Here is a 15,400-nt window from a genome sequence, read left to right on the forward strand (position 1 = left end):
CGAGCCGTCTCCGGCTCCTATGCCGGTTCGGCAGCCGGATGCGAGAATGCTTTTGAACCGGCTATGCGGCGCTTGCCGGACCCGGATCCCCTGGATATGGGCGCCGATGTGTCCCGTGTGCGGCAGGCCGGGCCGCTGCGTCGATTGCTTGCGTCGGAAGCTGACCTACTTCAAGGGCGCGCGGTGCGCCGTGCAATACCGGGACGAGATGAGAGACTGGCTCGCCGATTACAAGTATAGGGGAGCAGAACGGTATACCGGAGTCATGGCCGCAATGCTATCCTGCGCCATGGAACAATTGAGGAATGACTTCGGGGGCGCCTTCGACCTGATCACCGCCGTTCCTCTCGCGCCGGGCAGGCTGGAGGAACGGGGATTTAATCAGGCTGAGCGTATGGCCGCCGCGATGGCCGCTTGGTACGGAATTCCGTATCGCCCCTTGCTGAAGCGGACGCGCGATACCGAGAAGCAGAGCGGCAAGGCGCGTCAGGGGCGCATCGCGGACATGCGCGGGTTGTTCGCGCCTGCAGACGACATTCCCGCAGCGCGTTCACTAAGCGGGCCGCGTAGGATTCTGATTGCGGACGATATATACACGACGGGGAGCACGATGAACGATTGCGCGCGCGCGATTCTCCAAGCAATGCCCGGCGCCGAAGTCTACGGTATCGCCTGGTCCAGGACTTGATGGGTCTTGCGTGCCAATTTCAAGAATAAGTGTACATGACCCGCCCGCATCCATTACAATAAAAGGACGATATCGAATGCTGTCGATCCTCGGATCGGGGACGGAGGTTGGCTTATGAATCTAGCGAATTGCCCAAGCTGCGGGAAGCTGTTCCCTCGCCATATTAGAGAGGTATGCAACGAATGCTTCGCCAAGGGCGAAAAGCAATACGAGAGCTGCCTGGACTATTTGAAAAAAAACAAAGGCACCACGATAAACGAACTGTCGGAAGCGACCGGCGTCAGCATCAAGCAGATTACCAAGTATATCCGCGAAGGGCGCATCTCGCTCAAAAACGCAGTTAACATGCACTACCCCTGCGAAATGTGCGGCACTCCCATCCGCGAAGGCGGCATGTGCGCGAGCTGCCATAGCCGCTTGCAGGCGGAGATCCGAAGCGCGACCAGCGCCAGAAAACAGGGCGAAGTCGCCGATTCGACAGGATCCGAGAATACGTATCGAATCAAGGACCGGTTTAACGAGCGGAATTAGGCATGACGTTCTATTAACTTCATACAGGATGTAGCCGATAATACCTGTAAAGGTTTATCGGTCTTTTATTTATTCGGGCTGATATTTTAAGTCGCCGAGGTGAGTCTTAATATGAAAATCAACGATACGCAGCGTATAGGCGCCTATAGAGCCTATCAGAATAACAACGAAGTGCGGCCGGGCAGCCAGACGGGGGCCAAGCGCAAGGACCAAGTGCAGATCTCGGAAGAAGCGAAGGAGCTGCTGGGCGCCCAAGGCGCTCAGGGCGCCGAGCGGGCGGAGCGGATCGAGAGTCTGAAGCAAGAAGTATCCACCGGCACCTACCATGTCGACACTTCGAAGCTGGCAGAGAAGATGCTGCCGTTCTTCCGGCCCATCCCACCCCAAGAATGAGGTGAATCCCCTTGAGTTTTCAAGGCTTGCTGATCGCGCTGAACAGCTTGATCGACATCCATGACGAATTGCTTCAGCTCGCCCGGGACAAGGTGACGATCGTCGTGCAGAACGACGTGGACGCTTTAATGGCGCTCACCGCGAAGGAGACCCGGCTCATCGCCCGCCTGGAGGACAGCTTCCGGGAGATGGGCAGTTCGGCTGCTGGCAGCTGGAAAGAGATCGGACTAACGGCTCGGCCGGGCAGCAGGCTGTCCGATCTCATTCAAGCAGTGCCGAGGGCCGATCATAAGACGGAGCTTCGTGCGCTAGCGGTCAAGCTGAAGGAGCGACACAACGAGCTGAAGGTGATCAACGAGCGCAATCAGTTGCTGATCCAGCAATCCCTTGAGCTCATCCGGTACGAATTGGACTTGATCGCGGGGCCTTCCGAGCAGGAGATCACGTACGCGCCGACGTTGGCAGGTCAAGGATATGTGGGCGGAGCGTCCCGGAGATCGTTCGATACGCGCGCCTAAGATCGCGCATTTATACAACCGAGATAGGGGATGAAGCGCTTTGAGATCAACTTTTCATGCCATAGAGACGGCCAAGCGCAGCTTATTTACGCAGCAGGCCGCCCTGCAGACGACGGGGCAGAACGTTGCCAACGCCAATACGACGGGGTATTCCCGCCAGACGGTCAATATGGTAGCTTCCCGGCCGATCGAGGCGCCGGGTCTGACGCACTCGACTTCGCCGGGACAGCTCGGCACGGGCGTCGAGTTCTCGTCGATCACGCGCATTCGCGAGAGCTACCTGGACAATCAGTTCCGCAATGAGAACCAAAACAATGGCAGCTGGTCGATTCGCCAGGATACGCTCCAGAAGCTAGAGACGATTATGAACGAGCCGACGGATTCCGGTCTTCGCTCCGTGTTGGACAATTTCTTTAATTCGTGGCAGGACCTAAGCGAAAATCCGGAAGACCTGACGGCGCGCAAGCTTGTACGCGAGAACGCGCTGGCTCTCACGGATGCCATCAATCAGATGAGCCGGCAGTTCGACGACCTGAAGAGCGACCTGACGACCAACATCGGGACGAAGGTGTCCCAGATGAACACTTCCCTTCAGACGATCGCGGACTTGAACACGCAGATTAAGCGCATCGAAGCATTCGGAGACAACGCTAACGATCTTCGCGACCAGCGCGACGTCCTGGTGGACGAGCTGTCGAAGATGGCGAACGTGTCGGTCACCGAGACCGCGGACGGCTATCAAGTATCGATGGGCGGACAGGTGCTCGTGGACAACGGCAATCCGGCGACGCTGGAGACCGCGGACGTGATCGGCGCGTTCGGCTCCGATCTGACCGGCGGCGAGCTTTACGGAATGATCATGTCGCGGGATCAATACGTGACGAACTTCCAGAGTCAATTGGATACGCTCGTAAACGGTCTGGCGAACGGCGAGATTACGGTGACGCTGCCGGCGGGATCCGTGTTGCCGGAGGGCACGGTGCTGAATGGCGTAACGTACTCGGGCACAAACCGCACGCTTGCTTCCGATTTGCCGGTGACCGTGAAGGGACTGAACGGTCTCCATCAGCTAGGTTACACTAACCAGGACCCGCTGAAGGCTGCGGCCGCTTTCTTCGTCTCGACCGATGGCTCGCCGCTCACGGCCGGCAATATCATGGTCAACAAGGATATTCAAAACGACGCCAACAATATTGCGGCTTCGATGCGAACCGCGACGAGCGGCGGCACGGAGTCCGTCGTCAAGGGCAACAAAAACTTGGCGCTGCTCATGGCCCAGTTCAACGATACGAAAATAAACTTCACCTCGGTCAATCCGGATGCCATGACCGGCACGGGGACCGTCAATGATATGTACAGCTCCATTATCGGGCAGCTCGGCATTCAATCCCAAGAGGCGCAGCGGCAGACGACCAACACGCAAGCGGTCGTCGACCAGGTCGATGCCCGCAGGCAGGCCGTCAGCGGCGTTTCCCTTGACGAAGAGATGGCGAACCTGATTAAGTTCCAGCATGCCTACAGCGCTGCCGCCCGTTTCATGACGACGATCGACGAGACGCTGGACAAGATCATTAACGGAACCGGCACAGTCGGACGCTAATTTACAACTGAGAGAGCGAGGGTGAACCCATGTTGGGTCGCGTGACTCAAGGTACCATCACGGCGCAGCTGCTGCGCAATATCAATTCGAATTTAAGTCAATCCTCGAGCTTGTCCGAGAAGCTTTCGACCGGACGCAATATCAATCGTGCTTCGGACGATCCCGTAGGGATCACTTACGCGCTTCGGTACCGTTCGGATCTGTCCGTTAACGAAGCCTATCAGACCAATGTCGACGCGGCATCCTCCTGGCTCGATTTTAATGACACGATGCTGTCTCAGGTGAATGACGTGCTGAAGCGGGTTAAGGATCTTAGCGTACAGGGCTCCAACGGGACCAATCCGCAGGTTGCGCTCGACAACATTGCCGACGAGGTCGATCAGCTTAAGGCGCAGCTCAAGGATATCGCGAACAGCCAACTGAAGGGCAAGTACGTCTTTAACGGTCAGTATACGGATACGAAACCATATGCCGACAACGCAGACGCTGCGTCGGTCATGACCGACGCCGGCAAGCTCGATTACATTGTCAATGCCGGTATTCAACTGACGGTGAATCTAAGCGGCAACGACGTGTTCGGCTATCCGCCGAATTCAGCATCTTCGACAGTGTCTTCCCCGCAGTATGAGGATGACAATGTCTTTAACGTATTGGATCAAATCTCCGCCAAGCTTCGCGCCGGAGACCAAAAGGGCGTATCCGCGCAGCTGGGCCTTCTGGATTCCCGTATGGACAAGGTGTTGACTGCACAGGCGCAAGTCGGTGCGCGCGTCAACCGTCTGGAATTGCTCCAGAACCGCCTCCAAGATTTGAACGTCAACCTCCAGGATCTTCAGTCCAAGACGGAGGATGCGGATATGGAAGACCTCTTGATTAAAGCAAAAGTGAACGAGAGCGTTTATCAGGCATCGCTTTCCGTTGGCGCTAAGATTATCAAGCCATCATTGGTGGACTTCTTGGGCTAATCGGACCTGTGGGGGGATAACGCATGATGCCTTTGCCGCAGATATCGATTCGATCGCAGGCCGGACGGATCGGCATCTCTACGGAGTCCGGGCAGTATGACATTCGAACGCGTCCGGCCTCCATGCAGATCGAAACGACGCCGCCGGCCTTTACCGCGGACAATGGTTCGGGTACGCTGGTCATAGATAAGACGCTTACTGACAACGCCTTGACTGGCGGCAAACCCGAGGCGTTCTGGCAGCGGATTTATTCGCAATACCAGCAAGTCGCGCGACAGAACCTCGAACGTATCGTCGCGGAAGGCAACGAAGCGGGTGATCTTCGGATCAAAGGCAATGTCATCGCCAGTCAGGCGCTGGACGAGTATCTGGAGGGTGCGCCGGATCTGCAGGTGTTCGGTTTCGCGGCGCCGGACAACACGAAGCTCAGCTATACGCCGAGAGATTTGAACATGGAATTCATTCCGGGTTCTAAAAACGTCGATATACGGCCGTCGAAGCCCGAGATCGAATTTCGGCGCGGATCCGTCAACGTCTACATGCAGCAGTATCCGAACGTCACGGTCACGGCGCCGTCGATCAATATAATGGCTTAAATATGATATGATGGGAGCGGCAGGCGGCATTTATGATGCGCTTGCCGTTCTTTCTACTTTTATTTGCGAAGCGGAGGCAGCGATAGATGATCGTTCAGACGGCTAATTTTGGCGACATCGAAGTTGACGAGAATAATTTGTATCTTTTCGAGGGTGGCCTTCCGGGCTTCGAGGAGAGCCAGCGGTTCATTCTTGTGAACGTCGAGGGGAATCCATCCTTCAATTATTTACAATCGGCGGATCAACCTGATTTGGTTTTCGTATTGGCCGACCCCTTCGCCTTCTTCTCCGACTATGAATTCGATCTGTCGGATGCCATGATGCGGGAGCTGGCGCTAGACGGTCAGAACGACGTATCCGTACGCGTTATTCTTAACGCAAGACAGGGACTTAGAGAAGCGACGGCGAACTTGACGGCACCGCTTGTATTCAATACGAAAAAGCAGCTCGGCAAACAGATCATCCTAGGTCAAAGCTCCTACTCCACGCGTCATCGGCTGTTCCCGGCCGCAGCCGGCGCCGCGAAAGGAGAATGACCGATGCTCGTTCTATCTCGAAAAAAGGGACAGTCTATTCTAATCGGTGAAGGGATCGAGCTGACGATCCTCGAAGTCGAAGGAGAGACGATCAAGCTTGGGATCGCTGCGCCGCGGGACGTGCAGATTCTGCGTTCCGAACTGCTGACTTCGGTGAAGGAGAGCAACAAGGAGTCCGTCGGGTTGCCGCAGGGATTAGACTTCGCGGGTTTGCCCGACGTTCTACAAAAAAAATCGCAAAAATAATCGGATTCACTATTAAACCGGCGCCGGATGCTGCCGATAAAAATAGCATGACGGGGTTGGGGCGTACGACCTAATCCCCGGCAAGCCGCAAGGAAGCGGCAAACCAACATTCAGGGAGGAATTTTATCATGCGTATTAACCACAACATTACCGCACTGAACACGCACCGCAACATGGGTCTGAACACCGATGCTGCCGGCAAGAACATGGAGAAGCTGTCTTCCGGTCTCCGCATCAACCGTGCTGCTGACGATGCAGCCGGCCTGGCCGTATCCGAAAAGATGCGCGGTCAAATCCGCGGTCTCGAGCAAGCGCAACGCAACGTTCAAGACGGCGTGTCCTTCGTACAAACGGCTGAAGGCGCGATGAACGAAGTTAGCTCCATGCTGTCCCGCATGAAGGAACTGAACGTTCAAAAGCTGAACGGCACTTACTCCTCCGGCGACAAGGCTAACATCAACCAAGAGCTGGACCAACTGGGCGAGCAAATCGACAAGATTTTCTCCGAAACGAAGTTCAACGGCATCAACATCACGTCCGGCGCGACGATCCAAATCAGCGACACTTCCGGCGTAACGATCTCGATCGATTCGGTCTCCACGACCGGTATCACGGGTCTGTCGAGCTCCACGTCCCTGACGAGCATCGAAACGGCTATCAAGAACACGTCCACCGAGCGCGCTAAGCTGGGTGCTAAGCAAAACCGTCTTGAGTACACGTCCAACAACCTGGGCACGACGGTAGAAAACCTGACCGCTGCTGAGTCCCGCATCCGCGATACGGACATGGCGAAGGAAATGGTTAACCTCACGAAGAACAACATCTTGCTTCAAGCTTCCCAAGCGATGCTGGCGCAAGCCAACTCGCAGCCGCAAGGCGTACTGTCCCTGCTCCGTTAATCTCAATCTTCCTAGAAGCCTTAGCTACGCTAAGGCTTCTTTTTTTATGGTTATACCTAATAATAAGGAGAAGGCATTCCGATAAATGGAATAGAAACATTTCTAAGTGCGGGGTGGATGGGGTGTCTATGAATATTTCTTCTGCAGGTTCTAGTGTGCAAGCAGGAAAAAGTATGGTGTCTACGCCAGGCGGAGTGCCGAGCACTGATCTGAACAGCGTAACGACCATAGAAGCCTTGCAGAAAGCTTCGTTATCCGGAGAACGTGTAACTGCAGGAGACGAACAGGTTATTAAGAAGCTGGATAAAATTTTAACGGCCCTTCAAGGCCCCAACACCTCCCTAGAGATGTCTATGCATAAAGAAACAAAGACTGTCGTCATCAAAGTCATGAATAAAGAAACCGGTGAGTTAATCCGCGAGATTCCTCCTGAAAAAACGTTAGACCTGGTGGCCAAGTTCATGGAGATAAACGGCATATTGATCGATGAGAAGGTTTAAAAGGAGGTTCCATGTATGGTAACGAGAATGAGTGGTCTCGCTTCGGGCCTTGATATCGACGGCATCGTAACCAAGCTAATGAAGGCCGAGCGGACATCGCTGGACGCATTGGTGAAGAAGCGCACCAAGATCGAATGGCAGCAGGAAGCGTATCGGGATATTAACGCCAAAATCGTAGATTTTAGAAATAATAAATTGGCGAACTATTCGCTTTCATCAAGCATCGGCGCAAAGACGAGCGATGTGACGGGCGATACCAATGCGATAACGGTTAATTCAACATCGAGCAGTGCTTCCGGTTCGATGAACATATCCGTCGATGCAGTCGCCAAGTCAGCCGTTACCGTGTATACTTATCAGCCCACGCCGCCGTCGACCGATCAGAATACGTCGGGTAAGACGTTAGCGGATTTGGGTTTTACGGGCAATACGTTGACGATTACCCAGCCTTCGGGGGGGACCGCTACGGTTACCGTAGATACCAGTAAGGATACGTTGGCCACGTTGGCTGCGAAAATCAATGCGAATAAGTCGGCAAATGCGACCGCCAGTTATAACGATGCCACAGGGCAGTTTTCGTTAGTCAGCAAAAGTACCGGAGCGGGCGAAATTAAACTCGACATTTTCGGCGATTTCGCCGAAAGTGCGAATGCGGGCAGCAATGCCAAAGCGACGATAAACGGAATTGCGTACGAGCAAGCGTCCAATACGTTCGATATGAATGGTTTCAATTTCACTGTACGGAACCAAACCGGTTCGAGCGGTTCCACGACGGTGTCAATTAAAACTGATACCGATAAGATTTTAAGCACCATCAAATCTTTTATTAACGATTATAATACGTTAATCGGCGCGATTAACGGTAAGCTCGGCGAAAAGTCCTATAGGGATTATATGCCTTTGACCGACGTTGAAAAAGGCGAAATGAAAGAGAGCCAAATTACGCTATGGGAAGAGAAAGCGCATAGCGGCTTGCTGAAGAACGACAGCATATTGAGCGGTCTCGTCAGTCAGATGCGTATCGCCACGATGGCCGATTATACGACCAAAACGAACCTGACGTCGATCGGGATCACAACAGGCGATTATACAACGCAAGGCAAACTTGTAATCCAGGACGAAAGTAAGCTGAAAGATGCCATCGAGGCGGATCCGCAAAAAATAATCGATATGTTTACGAAGGCTGCTCCGACAGGGACGAAGGTTACTGCCGATATGTCCGGCGTAGGCATTTTCCAAAAGTTGACCCAGTTTTCGATGACGGCGCTTAAGCAGATATCGGAAAAAGCCGGAACGCTTACGACGAGTGCCGATACGACAGCGGATTTTATCGAAAACTCCTTGCTCAGCGATACGATACGCTCCATGAAGGACAGGGAAACGGATTTGGCTGCGCGATTAAGCGATAAAGAGACGCAGTACTATAAGAAGTTTACTGCGATGGAAACGGCGATTAACAAAATGAATACTCAGTCATCCAGTCTATCCAGCTTCATGAGTTAAGGGGGAAATTCCTTTGTTAAAATCGCCTTACCAAGCTTATCAACAATCCTCCGTGCAAACGTCAACGCCGATTCAACTGGTTCTCATGCTGTATGATGGCGCTATAAGACACACCAGGGCGAGCGCGGATTCAATTCTATCTAAAGACTTTAACAAAGCTAATCTGAATTTAAAAAAAGCTCAATCGATCATACATGAGTTAATCGCTTCGCTTAATTTCGACTTCGAAGTGTCCAAGAACTTGGCGAGCTTGTATGAATATTTCCTTCATATGCTCATACAAGCCAATATAAAGAAGGATGCCAAGTTTGCCGAAGAGGTGGCGACACATCTCGTTGAACTCCGAGAAGCTTGGAGACAGACGGTGAAGTTGGCTGCAACGGAGCAAAGCCATGTGCAAGGCGGTAGCGCCTAGTATGGATAAGTTAGATATCCTCAAAGAATTTACGGAGCGGCTGGCGTTGCAGATCGACGATTCGGATAGCGAAGTTCTGGAACGCTTAATTGCTCTTCGCGAGGAAGTAATCGAGGATCTGCAGCACAGAGCTCCATTGTCTGACGAGGATAAGGCAAAGATTCAGATCATTCAATCCCATCATGACGTATTGGTCGGACGCATGGCGAAGTTGCGGGATGAAGCCTCCCAAGGATTGCAGCGGATACAGCAGACGCGACTTCAAAAGAGAAGCTATGAAGCACCCGGCAGCATAAACGCCATCTTTTTCGACAAGAAAAAATAATTGATCGCCAAAACAAGACTTATTAAGAAGCTGCGCCGACTTATAATCGGGGCAGCTTGTTTTTGTTTTCAGGCGAGACGTCCGGCGAACAGGGGAGATTTTCCTGAGCGTTTTTCTTATGGAATACCGCCATTTAACCGATATAAAAAACAAGTGGAGCAAGGGGGAATTTCAATGAAGGTGCAACAAGAAGAACTCTTTAACATACTTGAGGAAGTCGGCACCTTTCTGCCTCGACTGATCGAAGCCAGCAATGCGGTGGCGGATTCGTTTTATATACCGATTCAAGATGACATTTGGCCAAAATTCGGAGATGTGGTCGAAGGGATGGATGATTTGTATCGCACTGTCAATGCGATCATCGGGTCTCCAAATTTGACAAAAAACATGACTATTCTTCAGTCGTCACTTGAAGCCTTCGTAAGCGATATGGGAGATCGATTCAGCAAGATGAATCAACGAATGGATGCCGAGATGTACGTCGAGGCGGCCGATCAAATCATATACGAACTAATACCTCTATTTAAAAAACTTCAACATCAATTAAGCCCTTATCAAAATAAACTTCGACTGGAACAATACAATAAAAACTTGAACTTTATTCAGGAACGATTTCCTCATGTTCATCGAGAATTATTGCTCGTGCAGGATTCCGAGTCCGTTGAGATTTTTAGCGCACAAGACGGTACGTTAAACCTCCTTATCGATTCGGCGGAAGAAGAGGAAAAGGTTCCTTTTTATAGTAGGTATAACCCTAAGCGAGAAGCGAAAATCTGGACGGAATACACTTCCGCGCAGTTAGAGGGAAAAAGAAACGTGGTCCTCTACGGTCTCGGATTGGGATACCATTTAGAGGAACTCTCCAATCGATTTGAATCGCATCAATTTATTATATATGAACCCGATGTGCAAGTTTTTAGAAATACGATGTGCGTAATCGATCTTGAGCGTTTGTTCTCGCGTGACAACGTTAAGGATTTAGCCGTTGGCCCCAAGAAAAACGAGTTGGATCAATTGTTTTATCGGTTTCTAAGAAAAGTGAAGGGCGAGACGATCATTATCTCCCTTCCTGTTTATAATCGGATCAATCGCGAGCTCAAACAGAAGTTCGCGGATGAAGCGAGATTGGCTGTTTTGAACTTTGCCTATTCCAAATCGGCACATGGGAAGTTCGGCATTCAATGGACCCAAAACCGATTATATAATATGGCAGTTAATATCGATTCGCCGTCACTAATCGGATTAAAGGGCCAAATGAAGAATAAGCCGGCGGTCATCGTCGGCGCGGGGCCTTCTCTCGAAAATGATATTGAAGTCCTTCGGGAATTAAAGGGACATATCATTATTATTTCAGCGGGTTCCAGCATTCAGTCTTTGCTCCATTACGGGATCGAGCCCGACCTCATTGTCTCCATGGATGGAGGAAATCCCAATTACCGTCTCTTCAAAAATTTAAATATAGATCATATTCCATTCGTATATGCACCACAAGTGGAATATCACATTATTGAAAATAGACGCGAGAACATCGCGCACGTTTACTTTGCGAACGATCTTGTTACGCAAGTGTTGATGGGCGTTACGCATGAAGATCCGGTATTCGGGTCTAGCCACTCAGTCACTGGCACGGCCATTCAGGCGGCTGCTTATCTGGGGTGTCCGCACATCGCGTTTACGGGACAAGACCTGTCTTACCCGAACGATTCGATCTACGCTCCGGGTTCCGTTCATGCGCCAGAAGGGTACTATGAACGTGTTATGAGCATCGCAACCTTCGAAGTGCGTAATGTACAAGGGGGGATCAATCGAACGACGGAAGCTATGAAGCTGACACTGGCCGACATAGAAGAGATCGTGTCGAGATACCCGGACGTTTCCTTTACGAACTGTTCTTCCTTGGGCGCCGTCATTAACGGCGCTGAGTATCGACCCATGTCGGATTTTCTAGGGGAATGGATAAAAGAAAACGGGGATGCCGACTTTTTCCGTAAAGCTTTTCAAGCTTATCTGAAACCCTACGGGAAAGAAAGAAAAAGCGTAGCCATTTCTAAAGTCAACGAATTGCCTGAGCTACTGGATCGATTGGATCAGCAAATCGCGCTAATTCGCAAACAGATGGTCAAGCTTCCCGAATGGAGCCGAACCAAGCCGCTGCGTTGTCTTAATGCAATGGTAGCGATTGAAGAGAACTGGGAGCTTATCGTGAAGAGTATTCTTTTTAATACCCTATTCATGGCAGCCATCGAGAACGAGATTAGCAATTTTGATCGCCGGGTTTCCGAAATTGCGGAAGAGAACGATGTAATCAAAAAGTCCAATCTGTTCATTACGGTGCTGGGGCCGCTAGTCGATGCGATTCACGAACGGATTCCTCTTTTCCGTGATATGTTCCAACAAACCATCCTGCGCATTGAGGCGCGAACTTCATCAGTAACGGCAGAGGTGTAGGACGAATGTACAAAAACAAAAAGATACTCATAACCGGCGGAACGGGAACGATCGGATACCAGCTAACGAAACGACTGCTGCAGGAGGAACCGTCGGTCATTCGTATCTTCAGCCGGGACGAATACAAGCAATACAATATGGGAATCGATTTTCAATCGGATGCGTCCCGTCTTCGTTTTTTGATCGGAGACGTACGAGACCAGCAGCGCTTGGTAAGAGCAATGGAGGATATCGATTACGTATTCCATCTGGCTGGCATGAAGCATGTTCCCTTTTGTGAATATAACCCTTTCGAAGCTGTTCAAACGAACGTCATCGGCACGCAGAACGTCATTCAGGCAGCCATTCATTCGGATGTGAAAAAGGTGCTGTTTACGAGCACGGACAAAGCCGTCGCGCCTTCGAACACATACGGTGCGACCAAACTGACTGCCGAAAAGTTAATCTCTGCCGCCGGTTACCAGAAAGGATCGAAAGTGACTTCTTTCTCGTCGGTGCGCTTCGGAAACGTCATGGGATCGCGCGGTTCGGTCATTCCGCTGTTTATTAAGCAAATCATGGAGCAGCGTAAGATCACCGTTACGGATATGAATATGACCAGATATATGATGACGCCGAATCAGGCGATCAGCCTGCTGCTAGAAGCCAACGCGATATCCGGAGGAGGCGAAGTCTTCGTCTTAAAGATGCCGCTTGTCAAGCTGTCCGATCTGGCCGAGGTGATCATTGAAGAAGTCAGCGCCTCGTATGGGATCAAGGATGAGGTGCGGATCGAAGAGACCGGGTTAAGACGCGGAGAGAAGATGGACGAAGAATTGATGAGTTCGGACGAGTATTCCAAAGTCATCGATCACCCGCATATGTTCATCATTCCTCCGTTGTTCAATCAAATGAGCCAGAGGACGGAAGACGAAAGTTATATTAAATCTTCGGAAATGATCGGTTACACGATGAACGAATTCATCAGCAAGGAAAAGCTTCGGACCTGGCTCAAGCAAGAGTCGATGCTTACCTATGCTCGCTGATTCGGCGGCATTTTCGGAAGCGGGGATAGAGATGAAAGCAAGCGGCAAGAGAGAGCCGATTATTTCGATAATCACGGCCACTTTTAACAGCGAGCGTTACTTGGAACAAACCATTCAAAGCGTTCTGGAACAAACCGCTAACGCTCATATCGAATATATCTTAGTCGACGGCGCTTCGACGGACGGTACGATGAAGATTGTCGAGCAATATCGGCATGCGCTCGACGTCGTCATTTCCGAAAAGGACAAAGGGATCTATGACGCCTTCAATAAAGGAATTCTCGCTTCATCCGGCGATTATATTTATTTTTTGAATTCGGACGACTATTTATATGATTCGAGCGTCATCCAGAACGTAATCAACCGGATGCGGGCAAGCACGCCGGAAACCAAGGCATTCTATGGAAATGTCTTAGAAATTAACGAAGTGAATGGCTTTAGACAGATGGCCGGGCAGGAAATGACGGAAGCGTTGTTTCGGGACGGCAAGATGATCCCCCATCAAGGCCTATTTGCCGCAAGAGAATTGTTTTTACAATACGGACTGTTCGATCTTCGCTACCCGGTAAGAAGCGATCTTGATTTTATGGTTAAACTGTTCGGCGACTCGAACATTTCGCGCGAATATATGGACATTCCCATTGCGTATTTTCGCATCGGCGGCTTGTCGAGCGCAGTAGGAAGCCGGAATCGGATGAGGACCGAAAAAATGGAAATTTTGAGCCGCCGCTTTGGCGACTGGAAGATCGACCCTTACACCGATGCCGAGTTGAATATCGCTTACTATAAAAAGTGGATCGAAGCGCTTCTTTTCAACCGAGAACCGGTATCGAGCGTTTTGAAGCAGCGGAATATCCGGAATGTTGCTGTTTTCGGAAGTACCGAGATGTCTTTGTATGTTCTTAGAGATTTGGAAGAAAGCGATATTTCCGTCCATACCCTGCTTGATAATAACCCGCGACGGCAAGGTCTCATTATGAACGGAAAAACAATTCGCAGTGCAGAATGGCTGAAAGACCATGCAAGTTTTCTCGATGCGATTATCTTTGCGTTTGAAGGCAAGCACGAAGCCAACATTCAGCAGCAGATCGAGTCGTTACTGGGCGAAAGTAAGTTGCGATTCATTTCCTGGAGACAAATGGTGGCATGGAAAATAGAAAGTATGGCAGGGGAGGGGTATTAGTGCCTGAAATAAGCGTGCTGATGTCCGTCTATAACGGCGAGGCCTTCTTACGGGACGCGATCGACAGTGTCCTGCGCCAGACTTTTCGCGATTTCGAGTTAATCGTTGTAAATGACGGTTCGACGGACGCTACGCAACGTATTCTCGACGAATACACGGATCCACGCATCCGTACGTTTACGTTCGAGGAGAATCAAGGCGTAGGCGCGGCTTTGCACTTCGGGCTTAATCAGACCGTAGGGAAATACATTGCCAAAGCGGACGCAGACGATATTCACGCGCCTGAGCGCCTCTATAAACAAAAAAAATATTTGGACGAGCATGCTGACATTGATCTGGTAAAAGCGTTTATCCGATATTTCCCTCATGACCGAGCAGTCGAAGGGACTGCGCGGTTTAAAAACTATAAATCGTTTCGGGAAGATTTTAAAAACGGCGTAACATCCAGCGAGGATCTGTGCGAGAAAATTTATTGGACCTGCTGCATCCCCCACACCACGATTATGGCCAGAAGCGAATCAATGAAACGGATTCAGTACGATCCGCTCCTCAGAGTAGGGGAAGATTACAAGTTATTTTACGAAATGAACAAATCGGGATACCGCATGGGAACCTTAGAGGAAGTTCTCGTGGATATGAGGGTCTCCAACGATTCGACGACCGTTCGTATGGATTCCGTCTTCTGGGAGACGATATATCGCATCAAAAAAAGAGAGATCGATAGCTTGTTCGAAAGCGGCGAAAAAGTGTACTTGTGGGGAGCAGGTGCAAAGGGCGCTGCCGTTGCGCGTGAAATATTACCCCGCGAGCTTGAAATTCAAGGATTTATAGATTCGGATCCGACCAAGAAAAATTCGCTGTTGGATGGTTACCGAATTTTCGATCCGGAAGTTTTGAATCCGAACGACAAGGTGCTGATAACCTCTCAGCCCGGTCTCTATGCGATCGGAGAAGAATTAAAAAAACGCGGCTTCAAGCCGTTAAAAGACTTTATCGGCTTTTATTGATTGCCAAGGTCAGAGAGGTGTC

General features: G+C 50.8%; 18 protein-coding genes. All 18 read left to right on the forward strand.

The window, feature by feature from the left end; translation table 11 throughout:
* Window positions 1-52 precede the first annotated feature (52 nt).
* The 18 genes from BM235_RS21215 (at window position 53) to BM235_RS21300 (ending at window position 15,378) form a co-directional block, all read left to right on the forward strand.
* Entirely contained in the window at window positions 53-688 is a 636-nt protein-coding gene (locus tag BM235_RS21215) for a ComF family protein (protein ID WP_143106716.1), read from the forward strand.
* Window positions 689-802: 114 nt separating this feature from the next.
* On the forward strand, window positions 803-1,219 hold the full coding sequence (locus tag BM235_RS21220; protein ID WP_090116238.1) for a TIGR03826 family flagellar region protein: 417 nt from the start codon (window positions 803-805) through the stop codon (window positions 1,217-1,219).
* A gap of 111 nt (window positions 1,220-1,330) precedes the next feature.
* Window positions 1,331-1,612, forward strand: a complete 282-nt coding sequence (flgM, locus tag BM235_RS21225; RefSeq protein WP_090116239.1) for a flagellar biosynthesis anti-sigma factor FlgM — start codon at window positions 1,331-1,333, stop codon at window positions 1,610-1,612.
* Between the two features lie 11 nt (window positions 1,613-1,623).
* Window positions 1,624-2,130, forward strand: a complete 507-nt coding sequence (locus BM235_RS21230) for a flagellar protein FlgN (RefSeq protein WP_158543767.1) — start codon at window positions 1,624-1,626, stop codon at window positions 2,128-2,130.
* Window positions 2,131-2,170: 40 nt separating this feature from the next.
* Complete coding sequence (flgK, locus tag BM235_RS21235) at window positions 2,171-3,730, forward strand: flagellar hook-associated protein FlgK (protein WP_090116241.1); 1,560 nt, start codon at window positions 2,171-2,173, stop codon at window positions 3,728-3,730.
* Between the two features lie 29 nt (window positions 3,731-3,759).
* Window positions 3,760-4,695: a flagellar hook-associated protein FlgL gene (gene flgL, locus BM235_RS21240; RefSeq protein ID WP_090116242.1), complete on the forward strand. Its 936-nt coding sequence runs from the start codon at window positions 3,760-3,762 to the stop codon at window positions 4,693-4,695.
* A gap of 23 nt (window positions 4,696-4,718) precedes the next feature.
* A complete protein-coding gene (locus BM235_RS21245; RefSeq protein WP_090116243.1) occupies window positions 4,719-5,291 on the forward strand; it encodes a DUF6470 family protein in 573 nt (190 codons plus the stop codon).
* Between the two features lie 86 nt (window positions 5,292-5,377).
* Window positions 5,378-5,827 carry a flagellar assembly protein FliW gene (gene fliW, locus BM235_RS21250; protein WP_090116244.1) on the forward strand — a complete coding sequence of 150 codons (450 nt, stop codon included), beginning with the start codon at window positions 5,378-5,380 and terminating at the stop codon, window positions 5,825-5,827.
* Between the two features lie 3 nt (window positions 5,828-5,830).
* Complete coding sequence (locus BM235_RS21255) at window positions 5,831-6,073, forward strand: carbon storage regulator (protein WP_090116245.1); 243 nt, start codon at window positions 5,831-5,833, stop codon at window positions 6,071-6,073.
* A gap of 128 nt (window positions 6,074-6,201) precedes the next feature.
* Window positions 6,202-6,972, forward strand: coding sequence for a flagellin N-terminal helical domain-containing protein (locus BM235_RS21260; RefSeq protein WP_090116246.1), 771 nt, complete (start codon window positions 6,202-6,204; stop codon window positions 6,970-6,972).
* A gap of 128 nt (window positions 6,973-7,100) precedes the next feature.
* A complete protein-coding gene (locus BM235_RS21265; RefSeq protein WP_090116247.1) occupies window positions 7,101-7,472 on the forward strand; it encodes a flagellar protein FlaG in 372 nt (123 codons plus the stop codon).
* 15 nt (window positions 7,473-7,487) lie between these two features.
* Complete coding sequence (fliD, locus tag BM235_RS21270) at window positions 7,488-8,975, forward strand: flagellar filament capping protein FliD (RefSeq protein ID WP_090116248.1); 1,488 nt, start codon at window positions 7,488-7,490, stop codon at window positions 8,973-8,975.
* A 13-nt stretch (window positions 8,976-8,988) separates the two neighbouring features.
* Complete coding sequence (gene fliS, locus BM235_RS21275) at window positions 8,989-9,390, forward strand: flagellar export chaperone FliS (protein WP_090116249.1); 402 nt, start codon at window positions 8,989-8,991, stop codon at window positions 9,388-9,390.
* A gap of 1 nt (window position 9,391) precedes the next feature.
* Window positions 9,392-9,715, forward strand: a complete 324-nt coding sequence (locus tag BM235_RS21280; RefSeq protein ID WP_090116250.1) for a hypothetical protein — start codon at window positions 9,392-9,394, stop codon at window positions 9,713-9,715.
* Between the two features lie 174 nt (window positions 9,716-9,889).
* Window positions 9,890-12,163, forward strand: a complete 2,274-nt coding sequence (locus BM235_RS21285) for a motility associated factor glycosyltransferase family protein (protein WP_090116251.1) — start codon at window positions 9,890-9,892, stop codon at window positions 12,161-12,163.
* Between the two features lie 5 nt (window positions 12,164-12,168).
* A complete protein-coding gene (locus tag BM235_RS21290; protein WP_090116252.1) occupies window positions 12,169-13,188 on the forward strand; it encodes a UDP-N-acetylglucosamine 4,6-dehydratase family protein in 1,020 nt (339 codons plus the stop codon).
* Window positions 13,178-14,371, forward strand: coding sequence for a glycosyltransferase family 2 protein (locus BM235_RS21295; RefSeq protein WP_090116253.1), 1,194 nt, complete (start codon window positions 13,178-13,180; stop codon window positions 14,369-14,371). The genes BM235_RS21290 and BM235_RS21295 overlap by 11 nt, the downstream gene beginning before the upstream one ends.
* A complete protein-coding gene (locus BM235_RS21300; RefSeq protein ID WP_090116347.1) occupies window positions 14,335-15,378 on the forward strand; it encodes a glycosyltransferase family 2 protein in 1,044 nt (347 codons plus the stop codon). The genes BM235_RS21295 and BM235_RS21300 overlap by 37 nt, the downstream gene beginning before the upstream one ends.
* Window positions 15,379-15,400: the final 22 nt, after the last annotated feature.

The organism is Cohnella sp. OV330 (genome assembly GCF_900112065.1).
Classification (GTDB): Bacteria; Bacillota; Bacilli; order Paenibacillales; family Paenibacillaceae; genus Cohnella.

Excerpts from the sequence above, each read along its gene's own strand:
- flgM (WP_090116239.1), top strand. The coding sequence starts at position 1,331 with ATGAAAATCAACGATACGCAGCGTATAGGCGCCTATAGAGCCTATCAG.
- BM235_RS21300 (WP_090116347.1), top strand. The coding sequence starts at position 14,335 with ATGGAAAATAGAAAGTATGGCAGGGGAGGGGTATTAGTGCCTGAAATA.
- BM235_RS21290 (WP_090116252.1), top strand. The coding sequence starts at position 12,169 with ATGTACAAAAACAAAAAGATACTCATAACCGGCGGAACGGGAACGATC.
- BM235_RS21245 (WP_090116243.1), top strand. The coding sequence starts at position 4,719 with ATGATGCCTTTGCCGCAGATATCGATTCGATCGCAGGCCGGACGGATC.
- flgL (WP_090116242.1), top strand. The coding sequence starts at position 3,760 with ATGTTGGGTCGCGTGACTCAAGGTACCATCACGGCGCAGCTGCTGCGC.
- fliD (WP_090116248.1), top strand. The coding sequence starts at position 7,488 with ATGGTAACGAGAATGAGTGGTCTCGCTTCGGGCCTTGATATCGACGGC.
- BM235_RS21255 (WP_090116245.1), top strand. The coding sequence starts at position 5,831 with ATGCTCGTTCTATCTCGAAAAAAGGGACAGTCTATTCTAATCGGTGAA.
- fliW (WP_090116244.1), top strand. The coding sequence starts at position 5,378 with ATGATCGTTCAGACGGCTAATTTTGGCGACATCGAAGTTGACGAGAAT.
- BM235_RS21220 (WP_090116238.1), top strand. The coding sequence starts at position 803 with ATGAATCTAGCGAATTGCCCAAGCTGCGGGAAGCTGTTCCCTCGCCAT.
- BM235_RS21260 (WP_090116246.1), top strand. The coding sequence starts at position 6,202 with ATGCGTATTAACCACAACATTACCGCACTGAACACGCACCGCAACATG.
- BM235_RS21295 (WP_090116253.1), top strand. The coding sequence starts at position 13,178 with ATGCTCGCTGATTCGGCGGCATTTTCGGAAGCGGGGATAGAGATGAAA.
- BM235_RS21280 (WP_090116250.1), top strand. The coding sequence starts at position 9,392 with ATGGATAAGTTAGATATCCTCAAAGAATTTACGGAGCGGCTGGCGTTG.
- BM235_RS21285 (WP_090116251.1), top strand. The coding sequence starts at position 9,890 with ATGAAGGTGCAACAAGAAGAACTCTTTAACATACTTGAGGAAGTCGGC.
- BM235_RS21265 (WP_090116247.1), top strand. The coding sequence starts at position 7,101 with ATGAATATTTCTTCTGCAGGTTCTAGTGTGCAAGCAGGAAAAAGTATG.